General features: G+C 63.4%; 19 protein-coding genes and 1 tRNA gene. 13 read left to right on the top strand and 7 right to left on the bottom strand.

What is annotated here, in order from left to right:
* Positions 1-6: 6 nt before the first annotated feature.
* Positions 7-3348 (bottom strand): PAS domain S-box protein, encoded by a 3342-nt coding sequence (locus NKH31_RS01635; protein ID WP_254863399.1) that lies wholly within the window; start codon positions 3346-3348, stop codon positions 7-9.
* A gap of 232 nt (positions 3349-3580) precedes the next feature.
* On the opposite strand from NKH31_RS01635, the gene NKH31_RS01630 reads away from it, so the two are divergent.
* The gene (locus NKH31_RS01630; RefSeq protein ID WP_254863398.1) at positions 3581-3925 is read left to right on the top strand and encodes a DUF7344 domain-containing protein; all 345 of its coding nucleotides are present in this window, start codon (positions 3581-3583) and stop codon (positions 3923-3925) included.
* A gap of 87 nt (positions 3926-4012) precedes the next feature.
* Here NKH31_RS01630 and rqcH read toward each other — a convergent pair whose 3' ends face one another.
* The 4 genes from rqcH to NKH31_RS01610 form a co-directional block, all read right to left on the bottom strand.
* On the bottom strand, positions 4013-6166 hold the full coding sequence (rqcH, locus tag NKH31_RS01625; protein ID WP_254863397.1) for a ribosome rescue protein RqcH: 2154 nt from the start codon (positions 6164-6166) through the stop codon (positions 4013-4015).
* Between the two features lie 114 nt (positions 6167-6280).
* Positions 6281-7942: a tRNA uridine(34) 5-carboxymethylaminomethyl modification radical SAM/GNAT enzyme Elp3 gene (locus NKH31_RS01620; protein ID WP_254863396.1), complete on the bottom strand. Its 1662-nt coding sequence runs from the start codon at positions 7940-7942 to the stop codon at positions 6281-6283.
* Positions 7943-7995: 53 nt separating this feature from the next.
* Positions 7996-10068, bottom strand: coding sequence for a DHH family phosphoesterase (locus NKH31_RS01615; protein WP_254863395.1), 2073 nt, complete (start codon positions 10066-10068; stop codon positions 7996-7998).
* Positions 10069-10155: 87 nt separating this feature from the next.
* Positions 10156-10422: a hypothetical protein gene (locus tag NKH31_RS01610; protein WP_254863394.1), complete on the bottom strand. Its 267-nt coding sequence runs from the start codon at positions 10420-10422 to the stop codon at positions 10156-10158.
* Between the two features lie 134 nt (positions 10423-10556).
* On the opposite strand from NKH31_RS01610, the gene NKH31_RS01605 reads away from it, so the two are divergent.
* From NKH31_RS01605 to NKH31_RS01560, 10 genes are all read left to right on the top strand, one after another.
* A complete protein-coding gene (locus NKH31_RS01605; RefSeq protein ID WP_254863393.1) occupies positions 10557-11270 on the top strand; it encodes a metal-dependent hydrolase in 714 nt (237 codons plus the stop codon).
* 89 nt (positions 11271-11359) lie between these two features.
* Positions 11360-11740, top strand: a complete 381-nt coding sequence (locus NKH31_RS01600) for an OsmC family protein (RefSeq protein WP_254863392.1) — start codon at positions 11360-11362, stop codon at positions 11738-11740.
* Positions 11741-11919: 179 nt separating this feature from the next.
* Entirely contained in the window at positions 11920-12360 is a 441-nt protein-coding gene (locus tag NKH31_RS01595) for a pyridoxamine 5'-phosphate oxidase family protein (RefSeq protein WP_254863390.1), read from the top strand.
* 272 nt (positions 12361-12632) lie between these two features.
* Positions 12633-13079 carry a DUF5799 family protein gene (locus NKH31_RS01590; protein ID WP_254863389.1) on the top strand — a complete coding sequence of 149 codons (447 nt, stop codon included), beginning with the start codon at positions 12633-12635 and terminating at the stop codon, positions 13077-13079.
* Between the two features lie 108 nt (positions 13080-13187).
* The gene (locus tag NKH31_RS01585; protein ID WP_254863388.1) at positions 13188-13478 is read left to right on the top strand and encodes a DUF7545 family protein; all 291 of its coding nucleotides are present in this window, start codon (positions 13188-13190) and stop codon (positions 13476-13478) included.
* 338 nt (positions 13479-13816) lie between these two features.
* Entirely contained in the window at positions 13817-14473 is a 657-nt protein-coding gene (locus tag NKH31_RS01580; RefSeq protein ID WP_254863387.1) for a biotin transporter BioY, read from the top strand.
* Between the two features lie 7 nt (positions 14474-14480).
* Positions 14481-15194: an energy-coupling factor ABC transporter ATP-binding protein gene (locus NKH31_RS01575; protein ID WP_254863386.1), complete on the top strand. Its 714-nt coding sequence runs from the start codon at positions 14481-14483 to the stop codon at positions 15192-15194.
* The gene (locus NKH31_RS01570; protein WP_254863385.1) at positions 15194-15898 is read left to right on the top strand and encodes an energy-coupling factor transporter transmembrane component T family protein; all 705 of its coding nucleotides are present in this window, start codon (positions 15194-15196) and stop codon (positions 15896-15898) included. Before NKH31_RS01575 ends, NKH31_RS01570 begins: the two co-directional genes overlap by 1 nt.
* Before the next feature lie 55 nt (positions 15899-15953).
* The gene (locus tag NKH31_RS01565; RefSeq protein WP_254863384.1) at positions 15954-16634 is read left to right on the top strand and encodes a helix-turn-helix domain-containing protein; all 681 of its coding nucleotides are present in this window, start codon (positions 15954-15956) and stop codon (positions 16632-16634) included.
* Positions 16635-16698: 64 nt separating this feature from the next.
* Positions 16699-17001, top strand: a complete 303-nt coding sequence (locus NKH31_RS01560) for a HalOD1 output domain-containing protein (protein ID WP_254863383.1) — start codon at positions 16699-16701, stop codon at positions 16999-17001.
* 276 nt (positions 17002-17277) lie between these two features.
* Here the strand turns inward: NKH31_RS01560 and NKH31_RS01555 are convergent.
* Both NKH31_RS01555 and NKH31_RS01550 read right to left on the bottom strand, forming a co-directional pair.
* Positions 17278-17350, bottom strand: a tRNA-Thr gene (locus NKH31_RS01555).
* A 50-nt stretch (positions 17351-17400) separates the two neighbouring features.
* On the bottom strand, positions 17401-18390 hold the full coding sequence (locus tag NKH31_RS01550; RefSeq protein WP_254863382.1) for a class I SAM-dependent methyltransferase: 990 nt from the start codon (positions 18388-18390) through the stop codon (positions 17401-17403).
* A gap of 101 nt (positions 18391-18491) precedes the next feature.
* On the opposite strand from NKH31_RS01550, the gene NKH31_RS01545 reads away from it, so the two are divergent.
* Both NKH31_RS01545 and NKH31_RS01540 read left to right on the top strand, forming a co-directional pair.
* Complete coding sequence (locus NKH31_RS01545) at positions 18492-18917, top strand: Rieske (2Fe-2S) protein (protein ID WP_254863381.1); 426 nt, start codon at positions 18492-18494, stop codon at positions 18915-18917.
* A 57-nt stretch (positions 18918-18974) separates the two neighbouring features.
* Positions 18975-19958, top strand: coding sequence for an aldo/keto reductase (locus NKH31_RS01540; protein WP_254863379.1), 984 nt, complete (start codon positions 18975-18977; stop codon positions 19956-19958).
* The last annotated feature ends 3 nt before the right edge of the window (positions 19959-19961 follow it).

Genomic DNA, 19961 nt, shown 5'->3' with positions numbered 1-19961 from the left:
ATCCGATCAGTCTCCGCGCATCTCGGCCGATTCCGGTACGTACGACTCGTACACCGACTCGAGGACCTTCCGCTCTGCCTTCCGCAAGTGCTGGTGAAACGTCGGGGCAGCGATGTCGAGCGAGTTAGCCACAGCTTCGCCGGACGTCTCCCGAGGCCACTCGAAAAAACCGGCGAAATAGGCCGCGTCCAGGGCCGCCCGCTGTCGGTCGGTGAGCGACGCCATCGGCTGACGTCGAATCTGCGAATCGTCTCGACGACGCGCAACTTGTTTCCTTCGGTACATCTCCGCACCTGGATAGGTTGCGTCGACCACTTCGATCACCTGGTGAACGTCTACGTTCGGAGCGAGGCGAATCCGGAGGCGATACTCGCCGTTTTCTAGCACGGCGCTGTCGACGTATCCGCCGATCGACGAAACGACCGACCGAACGGGCGGTTCTCGCATTCTGAGCTCGAATTCGATCGGATCTCCGTCAGACCGAACGGTGATCGATTGCCAGTGTGGGAGGTGTTCGACGAGTTCGTCCAGACTTTCGCGCGCATCGGGGCTCGCCGTCCCGTAGACGAGCAATTCGTTCTCGGCGACCGGTACCGAGTGCTCCAGCGTGACCGTCCCTTCCATCGTCGCGCTCGCGTCGAACGCCGCGAAGACGTCTCGCACGTGAAACTCGAGTTCGACGAGTTCGTCGCTCATCAGCGCGCGTTTGCGCTCGATGGCGGCGATGGCGTGACCGACGACCTCGCCGAGCTGGCTGACGATCCGTCGTTCCACCGCGTCGAACGCGTTCGATCGGTCGGCGTAGACGCCGAGGACGCCGTAGGTCGTTCCGTCGTGGACGATGGGAATCGACGCGACCGACCGAAACCCGTACTCAGCGGCGGCCTCGCGCCAGGGTTCGAAGCGAGGATCGTCGTATACGTCTCGGACGACCTGCGTCTCCTGCTCGCGAATCGCGGTCGCACCCGGTCCGCTGCTCCTCGGGTCGTCGGGATCCATGGATATCGTGATCTCGTTCGCGTAGCCGCCCGTCCCCGCGGCCGCACGCGGTTCGAACGTCGTCGTGACCGAGTCGACTTCGGCCACCCAGGCGAACTCGTAGGCCTCGGAGGCGGCGAGCGCGTCGCACACGGTCTGTTCTATCTGCTCGCGCGTCGATCCCTCGATGACGTGCTCGGTCACGTCGCGGACGACCTGATTCAGGTTATTCAACGCGGTCAGCCGTTCACGCTGGCGTTCGAGTTCGCGCTCGCGCTCGACGCGTTCGCCGACGTCGCGGACGACGCCGACGCGCCCCGTGCGGTCCCCGCCGAGGTCGATCTGGTCGAACCGACTCTCGACGACCGACGTGGTGCCGTCCGCCCGTGAGATGTCTTCTTCCAGTACGGCGATGTCCCGCTCGCCCGATTCGAGTTCTCGCTGGAACCTGTCTGCGATCTCGACGAACTCGTCTCCGAACACGAGTGTTCCTTCGCGTCCGAGTAGTTCGTCTCGATCGTAGCCGGTCATCGCCTCGAATCCGTCGTTTACCATCGTGAACCGACGATTCTCGTCGAGGACGTAGATCCCGTCTTCGACCGTCTCGACGATTCGCTCGTACTGTTCTAGCTCGCGTTCGCGTTCCTTGCGCTCGGTCACGTCCGTCTGAACCGTGACGAACTGGACTACCTCTCCGTCGTCGTCGGTAACCGGTGTAACGACCTGGTGGACCGTATAGCGATCTCCCGACGCGTCCCGGATGAGGACCTCGTCGGAGTGCTGGTCTCCCGGTTCGAGAGAGTCGAACCGTTCCGCCCCATCCGTTCCGCTCACAGCGGCGTCGAAGAGCGACGGCCTCTGACCGACCGCTTCGTCTCGCGAATAGCCGGTCAACGCCTCGAAGGCCGGGTTGACGTACGTGATCGTTCCGTCTGGATCGGTCATGTAGATGCTGTGGCCCGCGGCTTCGACCGCCCGTTCGAACCGGGCCAGTTTTCGTTCCTGTGCCTTCCGCTCGGTAATCTCTCGAAAGTAAACCGATAGGCCGGTTTCGGACGGATAGATGGCGTTGTAGAACCAGCGATTGGCCGGATCGTAGTAATCTTCGAACGTGACCGGTCTTCTGGTGTCTCGCGCCTCGTCGATCGCTCGGTCGAAGGCGTCGGTGGTGGTGACGATATCGTGAAACTCCCTGTCGATATCCGATTCGGCGACTCCCAGGACGGACGCCGCCTTCTCGTTCAGATAGCGAAACCGGAGCTCGTCGTCGAGCGCGTAGAACCCGTCGGAGATGCGGTCGAACACCTCTTCGAGTTCGTCGGCCAGCTCGTCACGCTGGCGTTCGAATTCGCGCTCGCTCCGTTTGAGGTCCGTCACGTCCCTCGCGGCGACAACGATCCGTTCGAGTTCGCCGTCGTGGTACACCGGCTCCGCGGTGAGCGAGAGCCACCGACGCGTACCGTTCGGCCCCTCGTGTGCGATGAGTTCGTCGGAAACCGGTTCGTCGCCTTCGATCGCTCGTGTGACCGGGTGCTCGCGGAGGGGAATGGGATCGCCATCGGAATCGTAGACGTCGAACGCATCGAAGTCGAACGAGTCGACCGTCGACGCGTCGATACCGAGGCGATCTCGCGTTCGAGAGTTGATCCGCTCGATCGAGCCGTCGGGCCGGAAGACGACGAGTCCGATCGGCGCGGTCTCTAACAGCTGTTCCGTGAGGTCGCGCTCGCGTCGGAGCGAACGCTCCCGCTGGCGCCGCTCGGTCATGTCGCGGGTAACCTTGACGTAGCCCTGGAGCGAACCATCGTCGGCTTCGATGGCCGTGATCGTCACGTTCGCCCAGAACTGCGAGCCGTCGGCTCGAACGCGCCACCCTTCGTCCTGGATCGAGCCGTTCCTGGCCGCTTCAGACAGATTCCGCTCTGGCCGCTGGGCGGTCCGATCCCGTTCGGTGTAAAACGACGAGATGTGTTCGCCGACGATTTCGTCGGCTTCGTAGCCTTTGATCTCCCGTGCACCGGCGTTCCAGGTTCGAACGTATCCGTCCGGATCGAGGGTGAATATCGCGTACTCCTCGACCGCGTCTATCAACGAGTGGAGTTCGCGGGAATCGGTCGCGAACTCCGTCCCCGCAGCGGACCGATCGCGGTCGACCGCTTTCTCAGCCGGTCGCCACCAGACGCGGGCGTTCGCCCCGACCTTTTTCGTTCGAAGCGACTCACGCTCTACGAGTCGTTGAAGCCTGTCGTAGGTGCTCCTACGGCCGAGATCGAGCCGTTCGGCCACCTCGGGCGTCGTTCGTGGTTCTCCCGACGTCTCGAAAACCGACAACGTCTCTGAAAGCGCGTCGGGAAGCGCGTCGCGTTCCATCTATCCTCGGTCGAAGTCGGACCGCCATCAGTCTTCCGTCGATGGAACCACTATCGGAGCCAGCAGCGCAATCTTACGATAGAGTTACACCGCTTTACCGAACTGACGGCCTCTCCATTCACTAATTAGCAACAATCATCTCGACGTGACCTAATCAGTTCTAGTCCACCCTTATCCGGTAACGAGTACTTTCGAAATGTAGACCGGCAATAGCTGGTCGAACACTACACCAATGTCACATACGTCAACCGAGAAAATCGGGGGAGAGTCCACTACGCTCTCCTCGAGCGATCGACACCGCCTTCTGGTCTCGGAGCGACGACAACAACTCGTCCAGATTCTGAACGGTACTGACACCGCGACCGACGTAACCACGCTCGCAGAAATCATCGCCGAGCGGGTCACCGAACTCGATGCCGGTAGCAGGGAGGCGATCGATCGTGTGAAGATAGAGTTACACCACGTTCACCTACCGAAAATGGCCGAAATGGGCACTCTCGCCTACGATCCACAGAGTCAGCGTGTCCGTCCGTACCAATCGGCTCTCGATTCGATCGATGACGGAGGCGACGCCTGAAGCTGTTTGTGCCAGAGATTGCACCGCTCCCCTGTCAGAGGCGGGCACCGTACCTATCCCATCAGGAAGGCGTAATCGTACCGACCATCACGGATTTTGCTCTGCGATCCGACTACCGCCCGGCGGGAGGAAGTGCTGGATCTGGTCGGGACTGGCAACCTTCCGAACGAACGACTCGTCCGTAAAGCGCTCGCGGAGTTCGCGATAGACGCGTTTTGCCACGTCACCTTGCGCGTACCGCCCCGGTTCGACCGCGATGGTCGTCACGGCCCGGTCGGAAATAGCCGAGGGCGGTCCGCCGATGACCCGCGTCCAGGGTTCACACTGAATCCCGACGGCGACCCCGACGGCCGTATCGCGGTGGTAGGTTCGGTCGCCCCGAATCGCGAAGCCACCTTTTTCCAGGTACTCTCCGCTCTCGGGCGTCTTCGTCACCTGATCGGCGTCGACGGCGTAGACGTCGCCAGCGTACCGTCCGTCCTTCCAGACCGACGCGTAGGAGACGGCGAACTGGGCGGCTTGTTCGACGCTCGTGTCCGGGAATTCGATGTCGGGTCGTGCGCTCTCTCCGGGATCGGTCGCCTTCAACACCGTGACCGGACCGCCGTGTGCCTGGGTGTGAAACACCCGGTCGCCGGGTTCTAGGTACTTGTTCACCAGTTCCTCGTTCTGATCGGCGTTTCGTCCCCCGATGACGAGGAATCCGTCGCTCGTGTGAACCCACCGGAACCGGTCGTACCAGGGTTCATTCTCCCGAATCGGGATCGAGGTCATCGACAGCCAGTCGGCGTCGGATCGTCCGTCGTCGTCCGCCTCGACCGCGTCGTCCTCATCGTCGGCTTCCCACCCGTCGCGACGCGCACGCACCGCTTCTAAGGCCTCGCGGGTCTCCTCGATCGCCGCCTCGGCCCCCGCCTTCTTCTCCGCGATGCGCTTTGCCTCCGTGTAGCGCCGATCGGCGTTCTTCTCGACGCCCTCGTCGGCGACCAGCGGAATCCGTTCGCCGTCGATCTCGACGGTGACGCGCCCGTTCGCGCCGTCGACGTCGACCACCGCTTTGGCCGCCTCGATACCTCGATCTGCACCTTCGGCGAACCGCGCTTCGATCTCCTCCCACGGCGTTCCGTCCGCACGGGCCGATCGGACCGTCTGTAAGATCTCGTCGACGAGGCCGTAGTTCGCGTACAGCGCCTCCGCTCGCTCCCGTTCGGCCTCCGCCTCGCGGTCGAACTGTTCGATCGCTCCCTCCTGTTGGTCGATGATGCGTTGTTGTTTGGCGATCTCTTCTTCGAAATCCGGTCGCTGGCTCCCGGGAACCGGTTCCTCATCGGCTCGTTCGAGCCGGAAGAAGTACTCGTCTAAGGCGTCGGTGAACGAGTCGAACGCTTCAGGTTCGAAGCCGGCCGCCCGGTGTTCCTCGAGCGGAAACGGCGTAACGTCGACGACCCGTTCGATCGGCTCGTCCGCGTCCGCCGACTCGGCGGATTCGTCGCGCTCGACGTAGAGTCGCGGCTCGAACGCGCCGGTTCTGACGTCGATCGAAAGCCGCTCGATGGCGCCGTAGAGGCGGTCGTACGTCGCTTCGTCCGCGTCCGCGATGTCGGTCGTCTTCTCCACCCCGGCGCGCGTGCAGACTTCCTCGGCGTAGAGGCCGCCGAAGTTCAGTTGCGTGGCGAGCGTCCGCACGACGTCGGTGTCCGAATCGTCCATGACCCGGTCGAACGCATCTCTCGGAACTTCGAGCGGATTCACCCGCGACTCGGGGAACTCGTACAGCGAGCCGGGCGCGACAGTGCGAGATTTCAACCGGATCGTCTCGAGCGAGTCGACCACCTCGTACTGCTCGTCAGTAACGGCGACGTTCCCCTCGCCGAATAACTCCACGATCAGTCTCGTCGTCCCGTCCTCGCGGTCGAAGACGAACTCCAGGATGCGGTCGAATTCGAACTGCGAGACGTCGGCCAGGTCGGCCCCCGAGAGTCGATTTCGAAGCATCTTCGCGAACTCGGGCGGCCGCTCCGGGGCGTCTGGGACGCGGTCGGGCGAGACCGTGTGCACTCGCTTGGTTTCGCCCACCTCGACGAACAGCTCGACCCGGCCGCGATCGAAATCGCGGAGTTTCAGCCGGACGAGATCGTCACCGTAGAGGTAGGCCTTGTCGACCTTCGCACCCTCGTACGTTCCGAGTTCCGCGACGAGGGCGGCGAGGTCGACGCTCGAAAGCTCCCGCTTTGGCTCCATACACAACACTGTCAGGCCGGACCAAAAAGGGGTGTCGCTCCGCGGACGAACCCGAAGACGGCGCAGACGCAATTTCGACGACGTCCACGGGCCGCCGCTCGGACGGTTTTGGCCTCAGAGTGACTTACTCACGTACGGCCCGTCTTGGTGGTAGCCGAGCTTCTCGCGGTAGTACTCGCGGGCCCCGATGCCCGAGATGACGGAAAGCTTCTCGAAGCCAGCGTCTGCGGCCATCGACTCGGCCGTTTGCATCAACTGCCGTCCGTAGCCCTGGTGCTGGTGCTGGCCCTCCTCTCCCGCCGCGCCGACGCTCACCTCGCTGCCGTAGACGTGGAGTTCACGAATCAACGCGGCACCGTCGAGTTCCGGCCTGACCGGATCGTTCGGAAAGCGCAATCGGCAGAAGCCGATCAGCAGGTCCCGATCGAAATCCTCGATCGAGATGAAGTGTTCCGTCCCACCGCAGGCCTCGTAGCTCATCACGTCCAAGTCCGCCGTCTGCGGCTCTTCGTCGTTCATGCCGACCTCGCGACAGCGGATGCACTCGCAGGTCCAGCCGTGTTCGTCCATGCGCTGTCGGGCCAGCTGCCTCAGGTTCGACTTCCAGACGCCGGCGTCGATGAAGTCGGCCGGGATGTCCCGCTGGACGCGCTGGAGGCGGGTGTATCGGGGGATGATCGACTTGATCTCGGCGACGAGGTCGGCCGCCTCGTCGTTCGTCAACGGCTGGTACTCGTCGCGGTGCCACCAGTCGTAGGTGGCGGTTCCGCGAACGACGAGCGTCGGATAGATTTTGAGGTAATCGGGTTTCCACTCCTCGCGCTCGAAGAGCTGCCTGAAGTCTTCGAGGCACATCTCCATCGACATGCCGGGCTGGCCGGGCATCATGTGAAACCCGACTTTGAACGCCGCATCGCGCAGCCGACGGTTCGCGTCGATCGACTCCTGGACGCCGTGGCCGCGGTGCATCTCCCGGTTGATGCGCTCGTAGGTGGTCTGGACGCCGACTTCCACCTTCGTTCCGCCGAGATCGAGCATGCGATCGATCTGTTCGGGATCACACCAGTCGGGCTTCGTCTCGAACGTCGTCCCGATGTTTCGGATGTCGCCGGTCTCGTTCTCCGCGATCACGTCCTCGAGGTAGCGCCACTCGTACTCGTCGGGACCCTGGGCGAAGCTCTCGCCCTCCGCGGGTTCTGGCTCTTTTTCCAGGTCGTAGTCGTTCATCGCCTCCAGCGCGCGCTTTACGAACCACTCCTGGTAGTCGTGGCTCCGGGCGGTCATCGTCCCGCCCATCAGGATGAGTTCGACCTTATCGACCGGATGGCCGATCTGGCGAAGCTGTTCTAGGCGCAGGGTTACCTGTCCGTACGGATCGTAGTCGTTCTGGACACCGCGGGCGGCCGCCGGTTCCTCGCCGGTGTAGCTCTGGGAACTCGAGAACTCCGAGTCGGGGCCGCCGGGACAGTACAGACACTTTCCGTGGGGACACCGCTCCGGGGAGGTCATGATCGCAACCGGGGAGACGCCGGAGGCCGTTCGAACCGGCTTACGCTGGAGGACCGATTCGAGCGCCTCGCGGTGTTCGTCGGCCGCGAACTCGAGGAGCTCCGAGTTCTTCGGTACCTTTGGCGCGGAGTGTTCGGAACAGGCCTCGAGCTTCGCCGACTCGACGTCCTCTCGTTCGATCTCGCCCGAAAGGATGCGCTCGACGAGCGTGGCACAGACGCGTCTGAACGCTTCCGTCTCGGTCGGGTCCGTCGACTCGATACTCACTACCACTAGCTGGTGGTCGATTCCGAATAAGCGTGTCGGACCCGCGAGCGTGCTCAGCCGAGCAGTTCGCCTAACGCCTCGATCGCCGCGTCTTCGACGGCATCGCGCTCGCCCTTCAAGAACGCGACGGAGCCGTCGGAGCCGCCGACGGTGTGGACGCCCGCGTCCGGGACGGCGGACTCGATCGCCTCGCCGAGGTCGCGGACGTCGATCGGGTCGGTCGTTCTGACCGACAGCTCCGCCTCGTCGACGCCGAGCGTCGCGAACGGACCGTCCGTCCGGTCGCGTTCGCGCCGGTGGAGTTCGTCGAGGAGGAGATCGGTCGGCGGGAAGTCGTACCGGTGCGTGTAGGCCGCCGTATCGAGAACCGTGACGGTGACGCCGTTGATGCCGCGGACGGTCGTGTTTTCGCGCGCAGTTTCGAGTTCGGTCGAGAGTTTATCGCGGAACTGATCGGCGACGTGGGCGGCCAGTTCGCCCGCCGCGTCGAAGAGCAGGTCCGCGATCAGTTCCCGCTTGTCGTTGTACGACTGGTAGTGCGCTTCGAGCGCGACGGCGTTCCGTCGGTCGGCGAGCGCATCAGCGTCGTAGCCCACTTCGGCCGCGAGTTCGACGTAGGCGTCGGGGGGTGACTCCCAGTAGCTAAGCGCGGGTACGTGGGCGAGATCCTCGCGGACGTCGTCGTTGACGCTCGCGGCGAGCGTCGCGGCGAGCGCCGTCGTCGTCAACGAGTCGTCTCGTTCGGTCGGCGTGACGGCCGTGGAGACGACGTCGGCGGCCACTTCGTCCGCGACCGAACTGTCCACGACGAGTCGATCGGCGCCGTACTGGGCGAGTAGTTCGTAGGCGTCGACCGACTCGGCGGTCGAACCCGCGTCGACGAGGATGACGAGCGGGAGCGCCTCACCGTGGCGGCTGCGCGCGTCGAGCATCGCTGAGACGTCGCCCGTCGCGTCGTCCATATCGTACGCGTGGCCCTCGAGCGGGCGACGGTCGACGTAGTGGTAGACGGCGTCGTCGCGCGTGTGCTTCTCTCGAATCAACGGCAACAGGGCGTGTTCGATCGCCGCGCCCGCGATGTAGCCGTCTGCGGTGTCGCTGTGACGGATAACGACGGGTCTGGCCTCCATGACGGCGCGACGGATCGTCGTCGCGGCGTCGGTCAGTTCGGATTCGAGCGCGCCGACGCCGTCGTGGCCGCCGAGTGGCTCGACGCGAACCGGTCGAGCCTCGGCTTCGACCGCTTCTTCGTGGCGGGTGAGGACGGCGTCCCTGTCGTCGTCGGTCAGGACGGTGAGCGATTCCGTCTCGATCTGTAGATCGCCGTGGTGGTTTTCGACTTCGCCTTCGAGGGCGACCGCGTCGTCGACGTCGACGTCCGGGTAGGCGCGAACGCCGGCCTCCTCGAACGCCGCACACTCGATCGTTCCCGTTTCGTCGCGCAGTTCGAAGATCGTCGGGCCGCTCGTCTGGCGGACGCCGGCGACGACACCTTCCAGCCTGACGATCGCCCCGACCTGATCGTCGATGGCGTCGACGGTCGTCCGCGCGAGCGTCGCGTCCGCGCTCGCTTCGTCGGGTTCGGGTACGGTAGTCGAGCCGGTTCCCGACGGCGCTTCGGCGGTCGCGCCGCCTTCGTTCGCCCCGTCACCCGCCGAGGGAGCAGCCGTCGCCGTTTCCGCCGTTGCGGTGGTTTCCGGCTCGTCTACGTCCGCCGTCGACTGTTCGGATTCAGCTGAATCCTCGTCTTCGAGTCGATACTCGCCGTCCGGGTCGTCGACGATGACCCCGCGGAACTCGTCTTCGGATTCCCGAATCGACCAGCCGAGGTCGACGTTTCCGTTGTCTCGCACGTCAAGGACCTGGACGAAGACCGAATCGCCGGGCTCCCAGTCGAGACTTTCGAGTCGTGTATCGAGTTCGCTACGGTGCAACAGGCCGGTGACACGCGGGCCGATGTCGACGAAGACGCCGAAGTCGGCGTAGCCGTCGACGGTCCCCTTGTAGTATCGTCGGGGAGTGAGCTGTGAGGCTCCGGTTCCACGAAAGATGAAACAGACGTCTTCTTCGTGGAACTCGCAAACCTCGCCATCGACTGGCGTGTCGCAGATGATGCAAGTACCCATCTATTCGGGTAGAGTGGGTTGAGCGTAAAACGGTTGTCGAAACGGCGCGGCCGCCATTATTTCGGTATTTATGGCGTATCAGTCTCTCTACTCCTCAAATACGGGTGATTCATCCTCGAGTGTTTCGATATCGCTTACCAGCGAGTGAACGTCGTCGGGAAAGAGCGAAACTTCCACCTCGTTTCCGTCATCGTCGACGAACTCGAATTTGACCCGTTTGTCGCCGAATTCTCGAGCGGAGGCCGTCTCGACGTCGAACAGCTTCACCGTGGCTGATTTGTTCGTCGGTCCGACGTTTTTAATCGATCCGTCTTTCAGTTCGACCATGAACGGCTCGATGTCGAGTGCGAGCATGTTCGCTCGTTGTCCGGCGACACCCTAAAACGCACGCTCCGTGATTTGGCTGGTCACGAAGAGCACCCGATTCGATCCGATTCGATCGATTTCTCGTAGTTTTATGGGTGGCGTTCGCCAAGTGGCGCGTGACCATGGAACTCACCTGGCACGGTCACTCGACCTGGCACGTATCGGTCGGAGAAACGTCGCTCGTCGTCGATCCGTTTTTCGACAACCCGAAGACGTCGGCGACGCCCGAGGACGTCGACGACCCGGACTACGTCCTGTTGACCCACGGCCACGCAGACCACATCGCCGACGCCGGTGCCTTCGCCGACGCCACGCTCGTCGCGACGCCGGAACTCACGTCGTACTGTCAGGAGGAGTTCGGCTTCGAGGACGCGGTCGGCGGAATGGGGATGAACTTGGGCGGGACGGTCGTCTGTGACGACGCCCACGTCACGATGGTCAGAGCCGACCACACGAACGGAATCATGACCGAGTACGACGTCGACGCCGGGATGCCAACCGGCCTCCTCGTCAGTGACGGCGACCCGACCGACTCCGGAACGACGACGTTCTACCACACCGGCGATACCAGCCTGATGAGCGAGATGCGCGACGTGGTCGGCGCCTTCCTAGACCCCGACGCGGCGGCCGTCCCGATCGGCGACCACTTCACGATGGGGCCACAGCAGGCGGCCATCGCCGTCGACTGGCTCGGCGTCGACGTCGCCTTCCCGCAGCACTACGACACCTTCCCGCCGATCGAACAGGATCCGGCCGACTTCGTCGACGCCGTCGCAGAAACCGGCTCCGAAGCCGAGGTGACCGTCCTCGAGGCGGACGAACCGGTCTCGATCTGAACCGACCGCCCGGACCGATACCGGAATCGAACGGTTCGTCGATCCAGAAAACAACGTTTACACCCCGGGCCGTCGATGGTTCGACTGCTATGTCAAAGAACGTGACCACGACGTCCGAGGAAGGCTACGTAGCGACGACCGAGATCCGCGACTTCGACGTGACGCTCGATTCCGGCGGCGAAGAGGGGCCGGACACGCTCGAGAGCCTGCTCGCGTCCTACGCGAGTTGCTACGTCCCCGCGCTTCGCGTCGGTGCGAAACAGCGCGACGCCGGCGAACTCGGTGAAATCACGATCGAGGCGACCGGCGAACTCAACGACGACGACAAACTGGCGTCGATCCATTTCGACATCGAAACCGACGCGGACGTCGACGAGGAAACCGCGAGCGCGGTCGTCGAACGAGCGAACGAACTCTGTAAGGTCCACGACGCACTGAAGAGCGATCTACACGCCGAAATATCGTTCTGAGTCTCGTGACCGCGGACGAGGATCGGTGACCGCTCGTTTTCTGTGAACCTGCCGTTCTGTTAGCGGATTGTACGACCATCGTGTTCATTATCATAAGCTGCTCGCTCACCGACCGTTTCGTCCGAAACGATGGGTATTCGAGGGTCGGTTTTTCCCCGCTGGGTCGCGAAGTATCGCGCATGTCCAGTCTACGCTGGGTACATCTCACTGACGAAGAACGAGTCGATTTACTGGGAACGGGTGGTATCGGAGTCCTGTCCTTTTCGACCGAACCGGGCGAACCGCCGGCCTCGCTCCCGGTTTCATACGGCTACGATTCAGGGACCGACTGCCTATATTTCCGGCTTTCCTTTCCGCCCGGATCGAGTAAGGAGACAATCATCGATAACCCGGTGTCGCTCGTCACCTACGACGAAGTGAACGAGGGGTGGCACAGCGTGGTCGCGACGGGCAGGCTCGAAGAGCTGACGGACCTTCCGTACGAATCGGTCGCCGTACAGCGGATGTGGGCGATCGAAATTCCCACCGTCGACGTGTTCGATCGCCCCCGATCGGAGATCGAGTTTCACGACTTCCGACTCGATCCGGACTCACTGACTGGGAGGAAGTCTGTATCGTAGGGACGAACGCACCCGGCAGTTGTGTTCGTAGCATTGAAGCGAACCGTGAGAGCGTACACGGGGCGCTGTCTCCACCAACCGGTATTCACTATCGATGCGTATTGTCAGTCGTCTCGATGGGTTCTGCAATCAACTGAGTACCGTGACGGTCGTCGTCAGGAGCAGCGATCGTCACTGACCGCTGTCCGAATCGACGCTGCGGACGCTCGCTCGTCGGATTCGACTCGCCCGCGTGGGAAACTCTCTTAGCCGTTCCCGAAGAACGTCCGCCTATGACCGAGTGGACCGACCACATCGTCGGCGAGCGGATGAGCCTGGACGGAGAATTCTCGTCTCGCGTCGTCGACTCCCGGTTTACGAACCAGGAGTGGTCGCTCATCATGACGGCGACGGAATTCGAGATCGAAGACGTCGAGGACCCCGAACGGGCGAAGATCGTCGCCGACACGGAGAAGGTGCCACACATCCTTCCCGAGTTCGATGCGATGCGATCCCAGGCTGGGGCGATGGGTGGCCAGCCAACGGGCGACGCCGGCGGCAGTGGCCTGTTCTCGTCGATTAAGTCGGCGATCGGCCTCGGTGACGACGGCGTCTCGGAGGAAGAACTACAGGCCGCAGACCGACTCGCGCAGGAGTACGCCAGTCGGCTTCAGGGCAAACTCGTCGCGAACGGTCGCTGGGACGAGATACGGCAGTTGGCTGCCGGAGAGGAGGCGTGAAAACTGCGTTTCGTGGATCGTTTGCGGGTTCGACTGACCGCGATCGGAGCGGTCCGACGGGGCGTTCGTAGCCGGAGAACCTTTAGGCTGGCACGCGAGTGTACCGGTATGGATGAACCGGTATCCACGACGACGTTCAGCATCGAATCGGAAACGGGGGACGGAGACGACGTAACCCTGCCGACCGGGCTCGTTGACCTCCTCGCCGAAGGTGAGCAGTCGCCGTCGGAGACGGTCGGCGACATCGTCTTGCTCTCGTTCGCCAGTCGCGCACATCATCTCGTTCACCACGGCGACGGTGCCGACGACGAACTCGAAGCGCAGGAAGCACAGATAATGGACCTCTTCGAGGAACGGTTCGGCGTGAGCTACGCCGATGCGACCGGTCACCACCACTGAGTCGTCGGACGGTCGCCTCCAGGCCGGCTCCGTTCGTATCGAGTGTCGAAATAACGATTGCCGTGTTCTTCATCTTCGGATCTGAAACCTCTTCAGCCGTGACATCGTCCGCTTCGATCACGTCACTCACGCCTGCCACCTCGTCCATCGACTCGGAGAACGCCTCGTTGTACACGCGTGCGCACATGAGTACGCACTCGCTCTCAGTTAACCACTCACCACATCGAAAGTACGCACTCGCTCCTCGACTTCGATATATCTCGCCACCGCGCATTCGAGCTCTATTCAACCACTCGTAAACCGAAGATATTACGTCGGTTTACGCGAGAGGTCCGGGCATGTCTACCGATTACGAGCGCCGATCCGTCTCGCTGGTCCCCGGCGCGGTCGTCAAGCCGTTCGCGAGGGCGGCGCTGCTGGCTGCGTTGACCGGGGCGACCGCGCTGTTTTCGATTCCGATACCGATCTCACCGGCACCGCTTACCTTACAGGTTCTCTTCGTCTTCCTGGCCGGGCTCTATCTGGGACCGATCTGGGGGCCGACGGCGATGGCGCTGTACCTGGCAGCGGGCGCCGCGGGTGCACCGGTTTTCGCCGGTGGAAGCGCCGGATTCGGTGCGCTCGTCGGAGATACGGCCGGCTTCCTCTGGTCGTATCCCATCGCCGCGTTCGTTATCGGTGCGATCGTTCACGGTCGGGCTGGGATCGGACGCCGTGGGATCGATCCGGAAGCGACGGGGATCGACCGCCCGGGCTTCTTCGAACGATCTCAGGTCCGTAACCCGGCGGAGGTCGGGACCGTCCGTCTCGTCGTCGCGCTCGTGATCGCGACCGTCATCATCTACGCGATGGGAGCGACGTACGGGATGTGGCTACTCGCCCTCTCGCCCACCGAGGCCCTCGCCCTCTACGTCGCCCCGTTTCTCATCGGTGAACTGATAAAAATGGTCGCCGCCGTCGCCGTCGTGCGAAGCGAGATCGTCGATCCAACCTGACTGTCCGATGATCGAATTCGACGACGTCTCGTTCGCATACGGCGGGGCGAATATCCTCCACTCCGTATCGCTCACCATCGATGACGGCGAATTCGTCGTTCTCGTCGGCCCGAACGGAAGCGGAAAGACGACGCTATTGCGCCACACCAATGGGCTACTCGAACCCGCCGACGGACGCGTTCGAGTCGACGGAACGCCGGTCGCCGCCGATCTCGTCGCGGCCCGCTCGGCCGTCGGCATGGTCTTTCAACACCCACGCGACCAGTTCGTCGCCGCGACCGTCGCGGCCGACGTCGCGTTCGGCCCGGAGAACCTGGGACTCGAACGTGACGTCATCGACGATCGCGTCGAACGCGCTCTAGAAGCCGTGAACATGAACGGACGGGGTGACGAACGAATCGACGAACTCTCCGGTGGCGAGCAGTCGCGGGTGGCGATCGCCGGCGCGCTCGCGATGGCGCCGTCTCACCTCGTCCTCGACGAACCCTTCTCCGGGCTGGACGATCCCGCCCGCCGCTCGGTTCGCGAGCAACTCGCGTCGCTCTCGGCGTCTGGTACCGGCGTGATCGTCTCGACGCACGACCCGGCCGAGGTGATCGACCTCGCCGATCGCGTCATCGCCATGGCCGACGGACACGTCGCTATCGACGACGAACCCGACCGGGCGATGGCCGAACTCGCCGCGAGCGAGATCGGCGTTCGAACCGGATCGGAGAGATGATGCTCACCTACGAACCCGACGAAACGTTCGCACACCGCCTCGACCCGCGATCGAAGCTCTGCGTTCAGGTGGGATTTGCCGTCGCCGCGATCGGCCACACATCGTTCGTCGCACACGTCGGACTCACGGTTCTCGCACTCGCCACTCTCGCGTTCGCCGGGATCTCGATCGGCCGAACACTGGTCGCCTACCGGTACATCTTCGGCTTTCTCAGTATCGGGGTCGTCGTCTCTGCGGTTACGCTCGGCTCCCCCTGGATCGACGTCGACGACGGACTCACCACGGCGAGTGCGGGCTACCGGGTGGGATTGATCCTCCTCGTTAGCGCAGCTTACGTCCGCTCGACGCCCGTTCGCGATTCACAGGCGGCGTTTCAGCGAATCGTTCCCGGCGCACCCGGACGCTTCCTCGGACTCGGCGTGTCGCTCGTGTTCAGGTTCTTGCCCGTTCTGCAAGCCGATTTACGGACCGTTCAGGCAGCGATGGCCGCCCGACTCGGATCCGAACGGCCAGCGCGCGATCGGGCGGCGCGAGTCGGTGCCGTCGGCCTCTCGCGAGCGTTCAGCCGGGCCGACCGACTCTCCGTCGCCTTGCAGGCTCGGTGTCTGTCGTGGAACCCGACGCTTCCACCGCTTCGCTTTCGGCCCCGAGACTGGCCCGTCTGCGGTCTCGGCGTGGCGCTCGCCCTCTCGCTCTTTGTCTAACGACGCGATGTCGGCGAGGACTTTTCTCACCCTTCGTCGTAGACTTTCGTGAGCTATGAGCCTCATCGCCGAGTACGAACTCGAAAACCCGATACTCGCCGACGCACGAGCCGGCGTTCCAGACGTCGAGTACGACGTCGTCGACGAGTTCGTCTCCGACGATGGAACGTCGATCATCACCGCCTGGGCTACCGGCTCCGAACCATCGCTCGAACGGTTCGACGAGTCCATTCAAACCGATCCGACGGTTTCGAACGCGTGTCGGCTGGCGAACGTCGACGGCCGTCGGCTGTACCGGGTCGAACTTGCCTCGGATGCAGAGCGCGGGTTGACCTACCCCGTCGCCGTCGAGCTAGGAATCACGTTCCTGCGGATCTCGGCGACCGGTGAGACGGTACGGTATCGCGCGCGTGTACCTGACCGCGAGACGTTAGTTCGGTACCGAGACGTCTGTGAGGACCGCGATCTCGAATTCACTCTCGTCGGACTGTATCGCGACGGCGCCATGGACGAGGCAGACGGGGCGCTCACGTCGCGCCAGAAGGAAGTGCTCCGGGTCGCCTTCGAGGCCGGATACTTCGCCGTTCCGCGCCGGACGACGCTTTCGTCGCTCGCCGAATCGTTCGACGTCTCCGAACAGGCGCTCTCGGCGACGCTGCGACGCGGCACCGCGAACCTGCTCGCGGAGACGATCGCCAGCGACCTCGAACCGACCGGATCGACGTCTGAAGCTTAAAGCGTTGAATGATCAACCGTCGCACCTACCCGCTATTCTCCACTACTGGATGGTAGAGTTCTCGATGTTCGCAGACCCTGACCACTCCATTGCGATCGACGGTTCGCACACATTCCCGTTATCTCCCGACCAAACGGCGACTCAAGGTGTCCTGAGCGCTATCTCGTCCGCATCGGGGCGGCCACTGCTTCCCGACGATTCGAACGTTGCGCTCCCGCCGCTCTACGACGCGATCGATCCCGAAGCGCTCGACGCGATCTTCGAGTTTCGCGACGGCGACCGCCCCGACGTCACTCTCTCGTTCGAATACGGCGATTGTCGAGTTACGGTTAGCTCGAACGAGATAACGATCGACGGATCCGAATAAGTACTCGCTACCTACGACTCGAACATCGAGGGAGTCCCGATGACGACTCACCGCTTCCCGCACTCGCGTTTCGGACCAGCCGTTTAGCTGGCGCCTCTTATTCGTCTGTTCTCTCCGACTGCGCATCGCTGCTCACGAATTGTTCGCAGCAGAAAGCCAGTGGTGTGGATTGTGAACTACGTCGAGACGGTCACCTCACTTTCGTTCGGCGCTGCGACTCGCCTCGTTCAAATCCCTCGTACACGTTCAGCTGCTCACGAATTGTTCGCAGCAGAAAGCCAGTGGAGGGATTTGAACCCTCGACCTAATCCTTACGAAGGATTCGCTCTGCCGGCTGAGCTACACTGGCGCGGCGTCAGAATGTAGGAGCGAACGCCGTCATAAGGATTGCGAATCGCGTCACCGCGGCGCCCGTCTGAGCCGGACGTCGAGACAGACGTTGTACTCGTGCGGGGCGTACGATCTGACGACGTGCTCGGTCTCGACGGTCACGTCGTAGGCGGGTTCTGCGGCGCCCCTGATAGCGCGTTCTCCCGGTCCGAAAGGGTCGTCTTCGTGCTGGATATCGTAGTAATGGATCACGCAGTCGTCGCCGGCGATGGCGACGGCCGCGTCGAGAAACGCGTCGGCGCTGTGGGGAAGATTCATCACGATCCGGTCGGCCCAGTCAGCGTACTCGGCGGCCACCTCGCGGACGTCCGCGTCGATCGCCGTGACTCGCTCGCCAACATCGTTGCGTTCGGCGTTTTCCCGAAGGTACTCGATCGCACGTTCGTTGACGTCGACGGCGACGACGGTGGCCTCGCGCGCCGCGGCGGGAATCGCGTACGGTCCGACGCCGGCGAACATGTCGAAGACGCGTTCGCCCGGCGCGATCTGTTCGGCGATCCGGTGGCGCTCGGTGGCCAGCCGCGGCGAGAAGTACACCTCGGCCAAATCGAGCGCGAACTCGTGGCCGTACTCGCGGTGAACGACGTCAGTGCCGTCGCCGGCGAGCACTTCCCAGTCGCGAACGCGCGTTTCCCCTTTGATCTTCGAGCGTTTGTTCAACACGGTGTCGACCGGCAGGTCGGACTCGACGATCGCGCGGGCGATCTCGCAGGCGCGCTCGGGATCGTCCTCGTCGACGATCACCGCTCGGCCTAGCCGCTCGTAGGAGGGCTCGTCTCCGAGCAGGTCGGCGGGCGTCGTCTGCGTCTCGCGCTCGGGCGCCGCCCGGTCGACCACCGCGAACTCGTCGGGAATCGCTGCCGGATCCGAGACGGGGATGTACAACCACCCGTCCTCGTGGGTGATCTCGTAATCCTCGGCCACGAGGTCGTCGCGAGCGAGTTCCCGGCGGGTCTCCTCGCCGGCTTCGCGCCGCACTCTCACGCACGCAACGTCCATACCCGAACTCGTGGGCCGGCACTTCTAACGGTATCGTTTCGGGGTACCGACGCGACTCCGCGAGCCACGGACATTATAGGTCGTCGCCCGAACGGTCACGCATGGCAGACGCCACTCGACTGACGACTGTCGATACGGTCACCGAGGCCGGGTCGTGGCTGTTTACGGTTCGCGACGCCTACGGCGAACCGGACGAGGCGATCCTGGTACCCTGCGACGACGACGTCGAGGCGTGGATCAACCGGTGTCCGCACGAGGCCCAGCGACTCGACGTCGGCCGCGGCGCGGCGATCCGCGACGGCGAGATCATCTGTCCCAGACACGGCTCGACGTTCGACTCCTGTGCCGGGACGTGTGATAACGGCGAGGCGGAAGGCACGCGACTCGTCCCGGTGGACGTGACCGTCGAGGACGACGAGATTTACCTCACCGATCGGGCGGTCACGTTCGACCACGAGGGCGGAATCGAGGCGAGCGAAGACGACGATGACGACGTTCCCTCTTCGACGTCGCACATCGGGTTCTGAGGCGGGCGGAGGTGAGCGGGGCCGACTGTTTTGGTGGTGGGGGACGCGATGACTGGTATGGAGTACACCACGCTCGGTGAGACCGGATTGTCTGTCAGTCGGATCGGACTCGGAACGATGAACTTCGGCTACGACGGCGACGGCTGGAAGTTAGACGAAGCAGAGACCCGAGAGATCATCGAGCGAGCGATCGACCTCGGCATCACGTTCATCGACACGGCGAACGTCTACCGCGACGGCGAGAGCGAGTCCGTCGTCGGCGACGTGATCGCCGACTACGACCGCGACGACCTCGTGATCGCGACTAAAGTCTACGGATCGATGGACGACGACAATCCCAACGCGCGCGGACTCTCTCGAAAGGCCATCGAGCAGGAGCTATCGAACTCGCTGGATCGACTGGGCATCGAGGCGATCGACCTCTACCAGATCCACCGCTGGGATTACGACACGCCGATCGAGGAGACGCTTCGCACGCTCGACGACGCGGTCAGACGAAATCGGGTGCGCTACATCGGCGCCTCGTCGATGTGGGCCCACCAGTTCGCCGACGCGCTCCACGTGAGCGACCGTCTCGGGCTGGAACGATTTGTCTCGATGCAGAACCACTACAACCCGGTCTATCGCGAAGAAGAGCGGGAGATGCTCCCGCTCTGTGCAACGGAAGGAATCGGCGTCATCCCCTGGAGCCCGCTGGCCAGGGGGTATCTGACCCGACCGCACGACGCGTTCGAGACGACTGCTCGCGGCAGCGAGGAGGCGAACAACCGCGGCGACAGACACGAAATCTACCGGGCCGGCGGCGGCGAGGAGATCAATCGCCGGATCGAGGAACTCGCCGACGACTACGGCGTGACGATGGCCCAACTCACGATCGCCTGGCACCTCCATCGGGCGCCCGTGACGGCCCCGATCGTCGGCGTTTCCAGTATCGAGCACCTGGAGGAAGCGGTCGAGGCGGTCGATGTTTCGCTGTCGGATTCGGACCTCGAGTACGTCGAAGAACCGTACGAACCCGTGGCGATATCCGGTCACGAGTGACCG

This window comes from Halovivax gelatinilyticus, assembly GCF_024300625.1.
GTDB classification, from domain to species: domain Archaea; phylum Halobacteriota; class Halobacteria; order Halobacteriales; family Natrialbaceae; genus Halovivax; species Halovivax gelatinilyticus.
This window is presented reverse-complemented; position numbering and strand designations above follow the sequence as displayed.

Coding starts and splice junctions, on each gene's coding strand:
- NKH31_RS01600 (WP_254863392.1), top strand. CDS start 11,360: ATGTCAAAGAACGTGACCACGACGTCCGAGGAAGGCTACGTAGCGACG.
- NKH31_RS01550 (WP_254863382.1), bottom strand. CDS start 18,390: ATGGACGTTGCGTGCGTGAGAGTGCGGCGCGAAGCCGGCGAGGAGACC.
- NKH31_RS01615 (WP_254863395.1), bottom strand. CDS start 10,068: ATGGGTACTTGCATCATCTGCGACACGCCAGTCGATGGCGAGGTTTGC.
- NKH31_RS01610 (WP_254863394.1), bottom strand. CDS start 10,422: ATGCTCGCACTCGACATCGAGCCGTTCATGGTCGAACTGAAAGACGGA.
- NKH31_RS01585 (WP_254863388.1), top strand. CDS start 13,188: ATGGATGAACCGGTATCCACGACGACGTTCAGCATCGAATCGGAAACG.
- NKH31_RS01575 (WP_254863386.1), top strand. CDS start 14,481: ATGATCGAATTCGACGACGTCTCGTTCGCATACGGCGGGGCGAATATC.
- NKH31_RS01580 (WP_254863387.1), top strand. CDS start 13,817: ATGTCTACCGATTACGAGCGCCGATCCGTCTCGCTGGTCCCCGGCGCG.
- NKH31_RS01560 (WP_254863383.1), top strand. CDS start 16,699: ATGTTCGCAGACCCTGACCACTCCATTGCGATCGACGGTTCGCACACA.
- NKH31_RS01565 (WP_254863384.1), top strand. CDS start 15,954: ATGAGCCTCATCGCCGAGTACGAACTCGAAAACCCGATACTCGCCGAC.
- NKH31_RS01545 (WP_254863381.1), top strand. CDS start 18,492: ATGGCAGACGCCACTCGACTGACGACTGTCGATACGGTCACCGAGGCC.
- NKH31_RS01595 (WP_254863390.1), top strand. CDS start 11,920: ATGTCCAGTCTACGCTGGGTACATCTCACTGACGAAGAACGAGTCGAT.
- rqcH (WP_254863397.1), bottom strand. CDS start 6,166: ATGGAGCCAAAGCGGGAGCTTTCGAGCGTCGACCTCGCCGCCCTCGTC.
- NKH31_RS01590 (WP_254863389.1), top strand. CDS start 12,633: ATGACCGAGTGGACCGACCACATCGTCGGCGAGCGGATGAGCCTGGAC.
- NKH31_RS01635 (WP_254863399.1), bottom strand. CDS start 3,348: ATGGAACGCGACGCGCTTCCCGACGCGCTTTCAGAGACGTTGTCGGTT.
- NKH31_RS01570 (WP_254863385.1), top strand. CDS start 15,194: ATGCTCACCTACGAACCCGACGAAACGTTCGCACACCGCCTCGACCCG.
- NKH31_RS01540 (WP_254863379.1), top strand. CDS start 18,975: ATGGAGTACACCACGCTCGGTGAGACCGGATTGTCTGTCAGTCGGATC.
- NKH31_RS01605 (WP_254863393.1), top strand. CDS start 10,557: ATGGAACTCACCTGGCACGGTCACTCGACCTGGCACGTATCGGTCGGA.
- NKH31_RS01630 (WP_254863398.1), top strand. CDS start 3,581: ATGTCACATACGTCAACCGAGAAAATCGGGGGAGAGTCCACTACGCTC.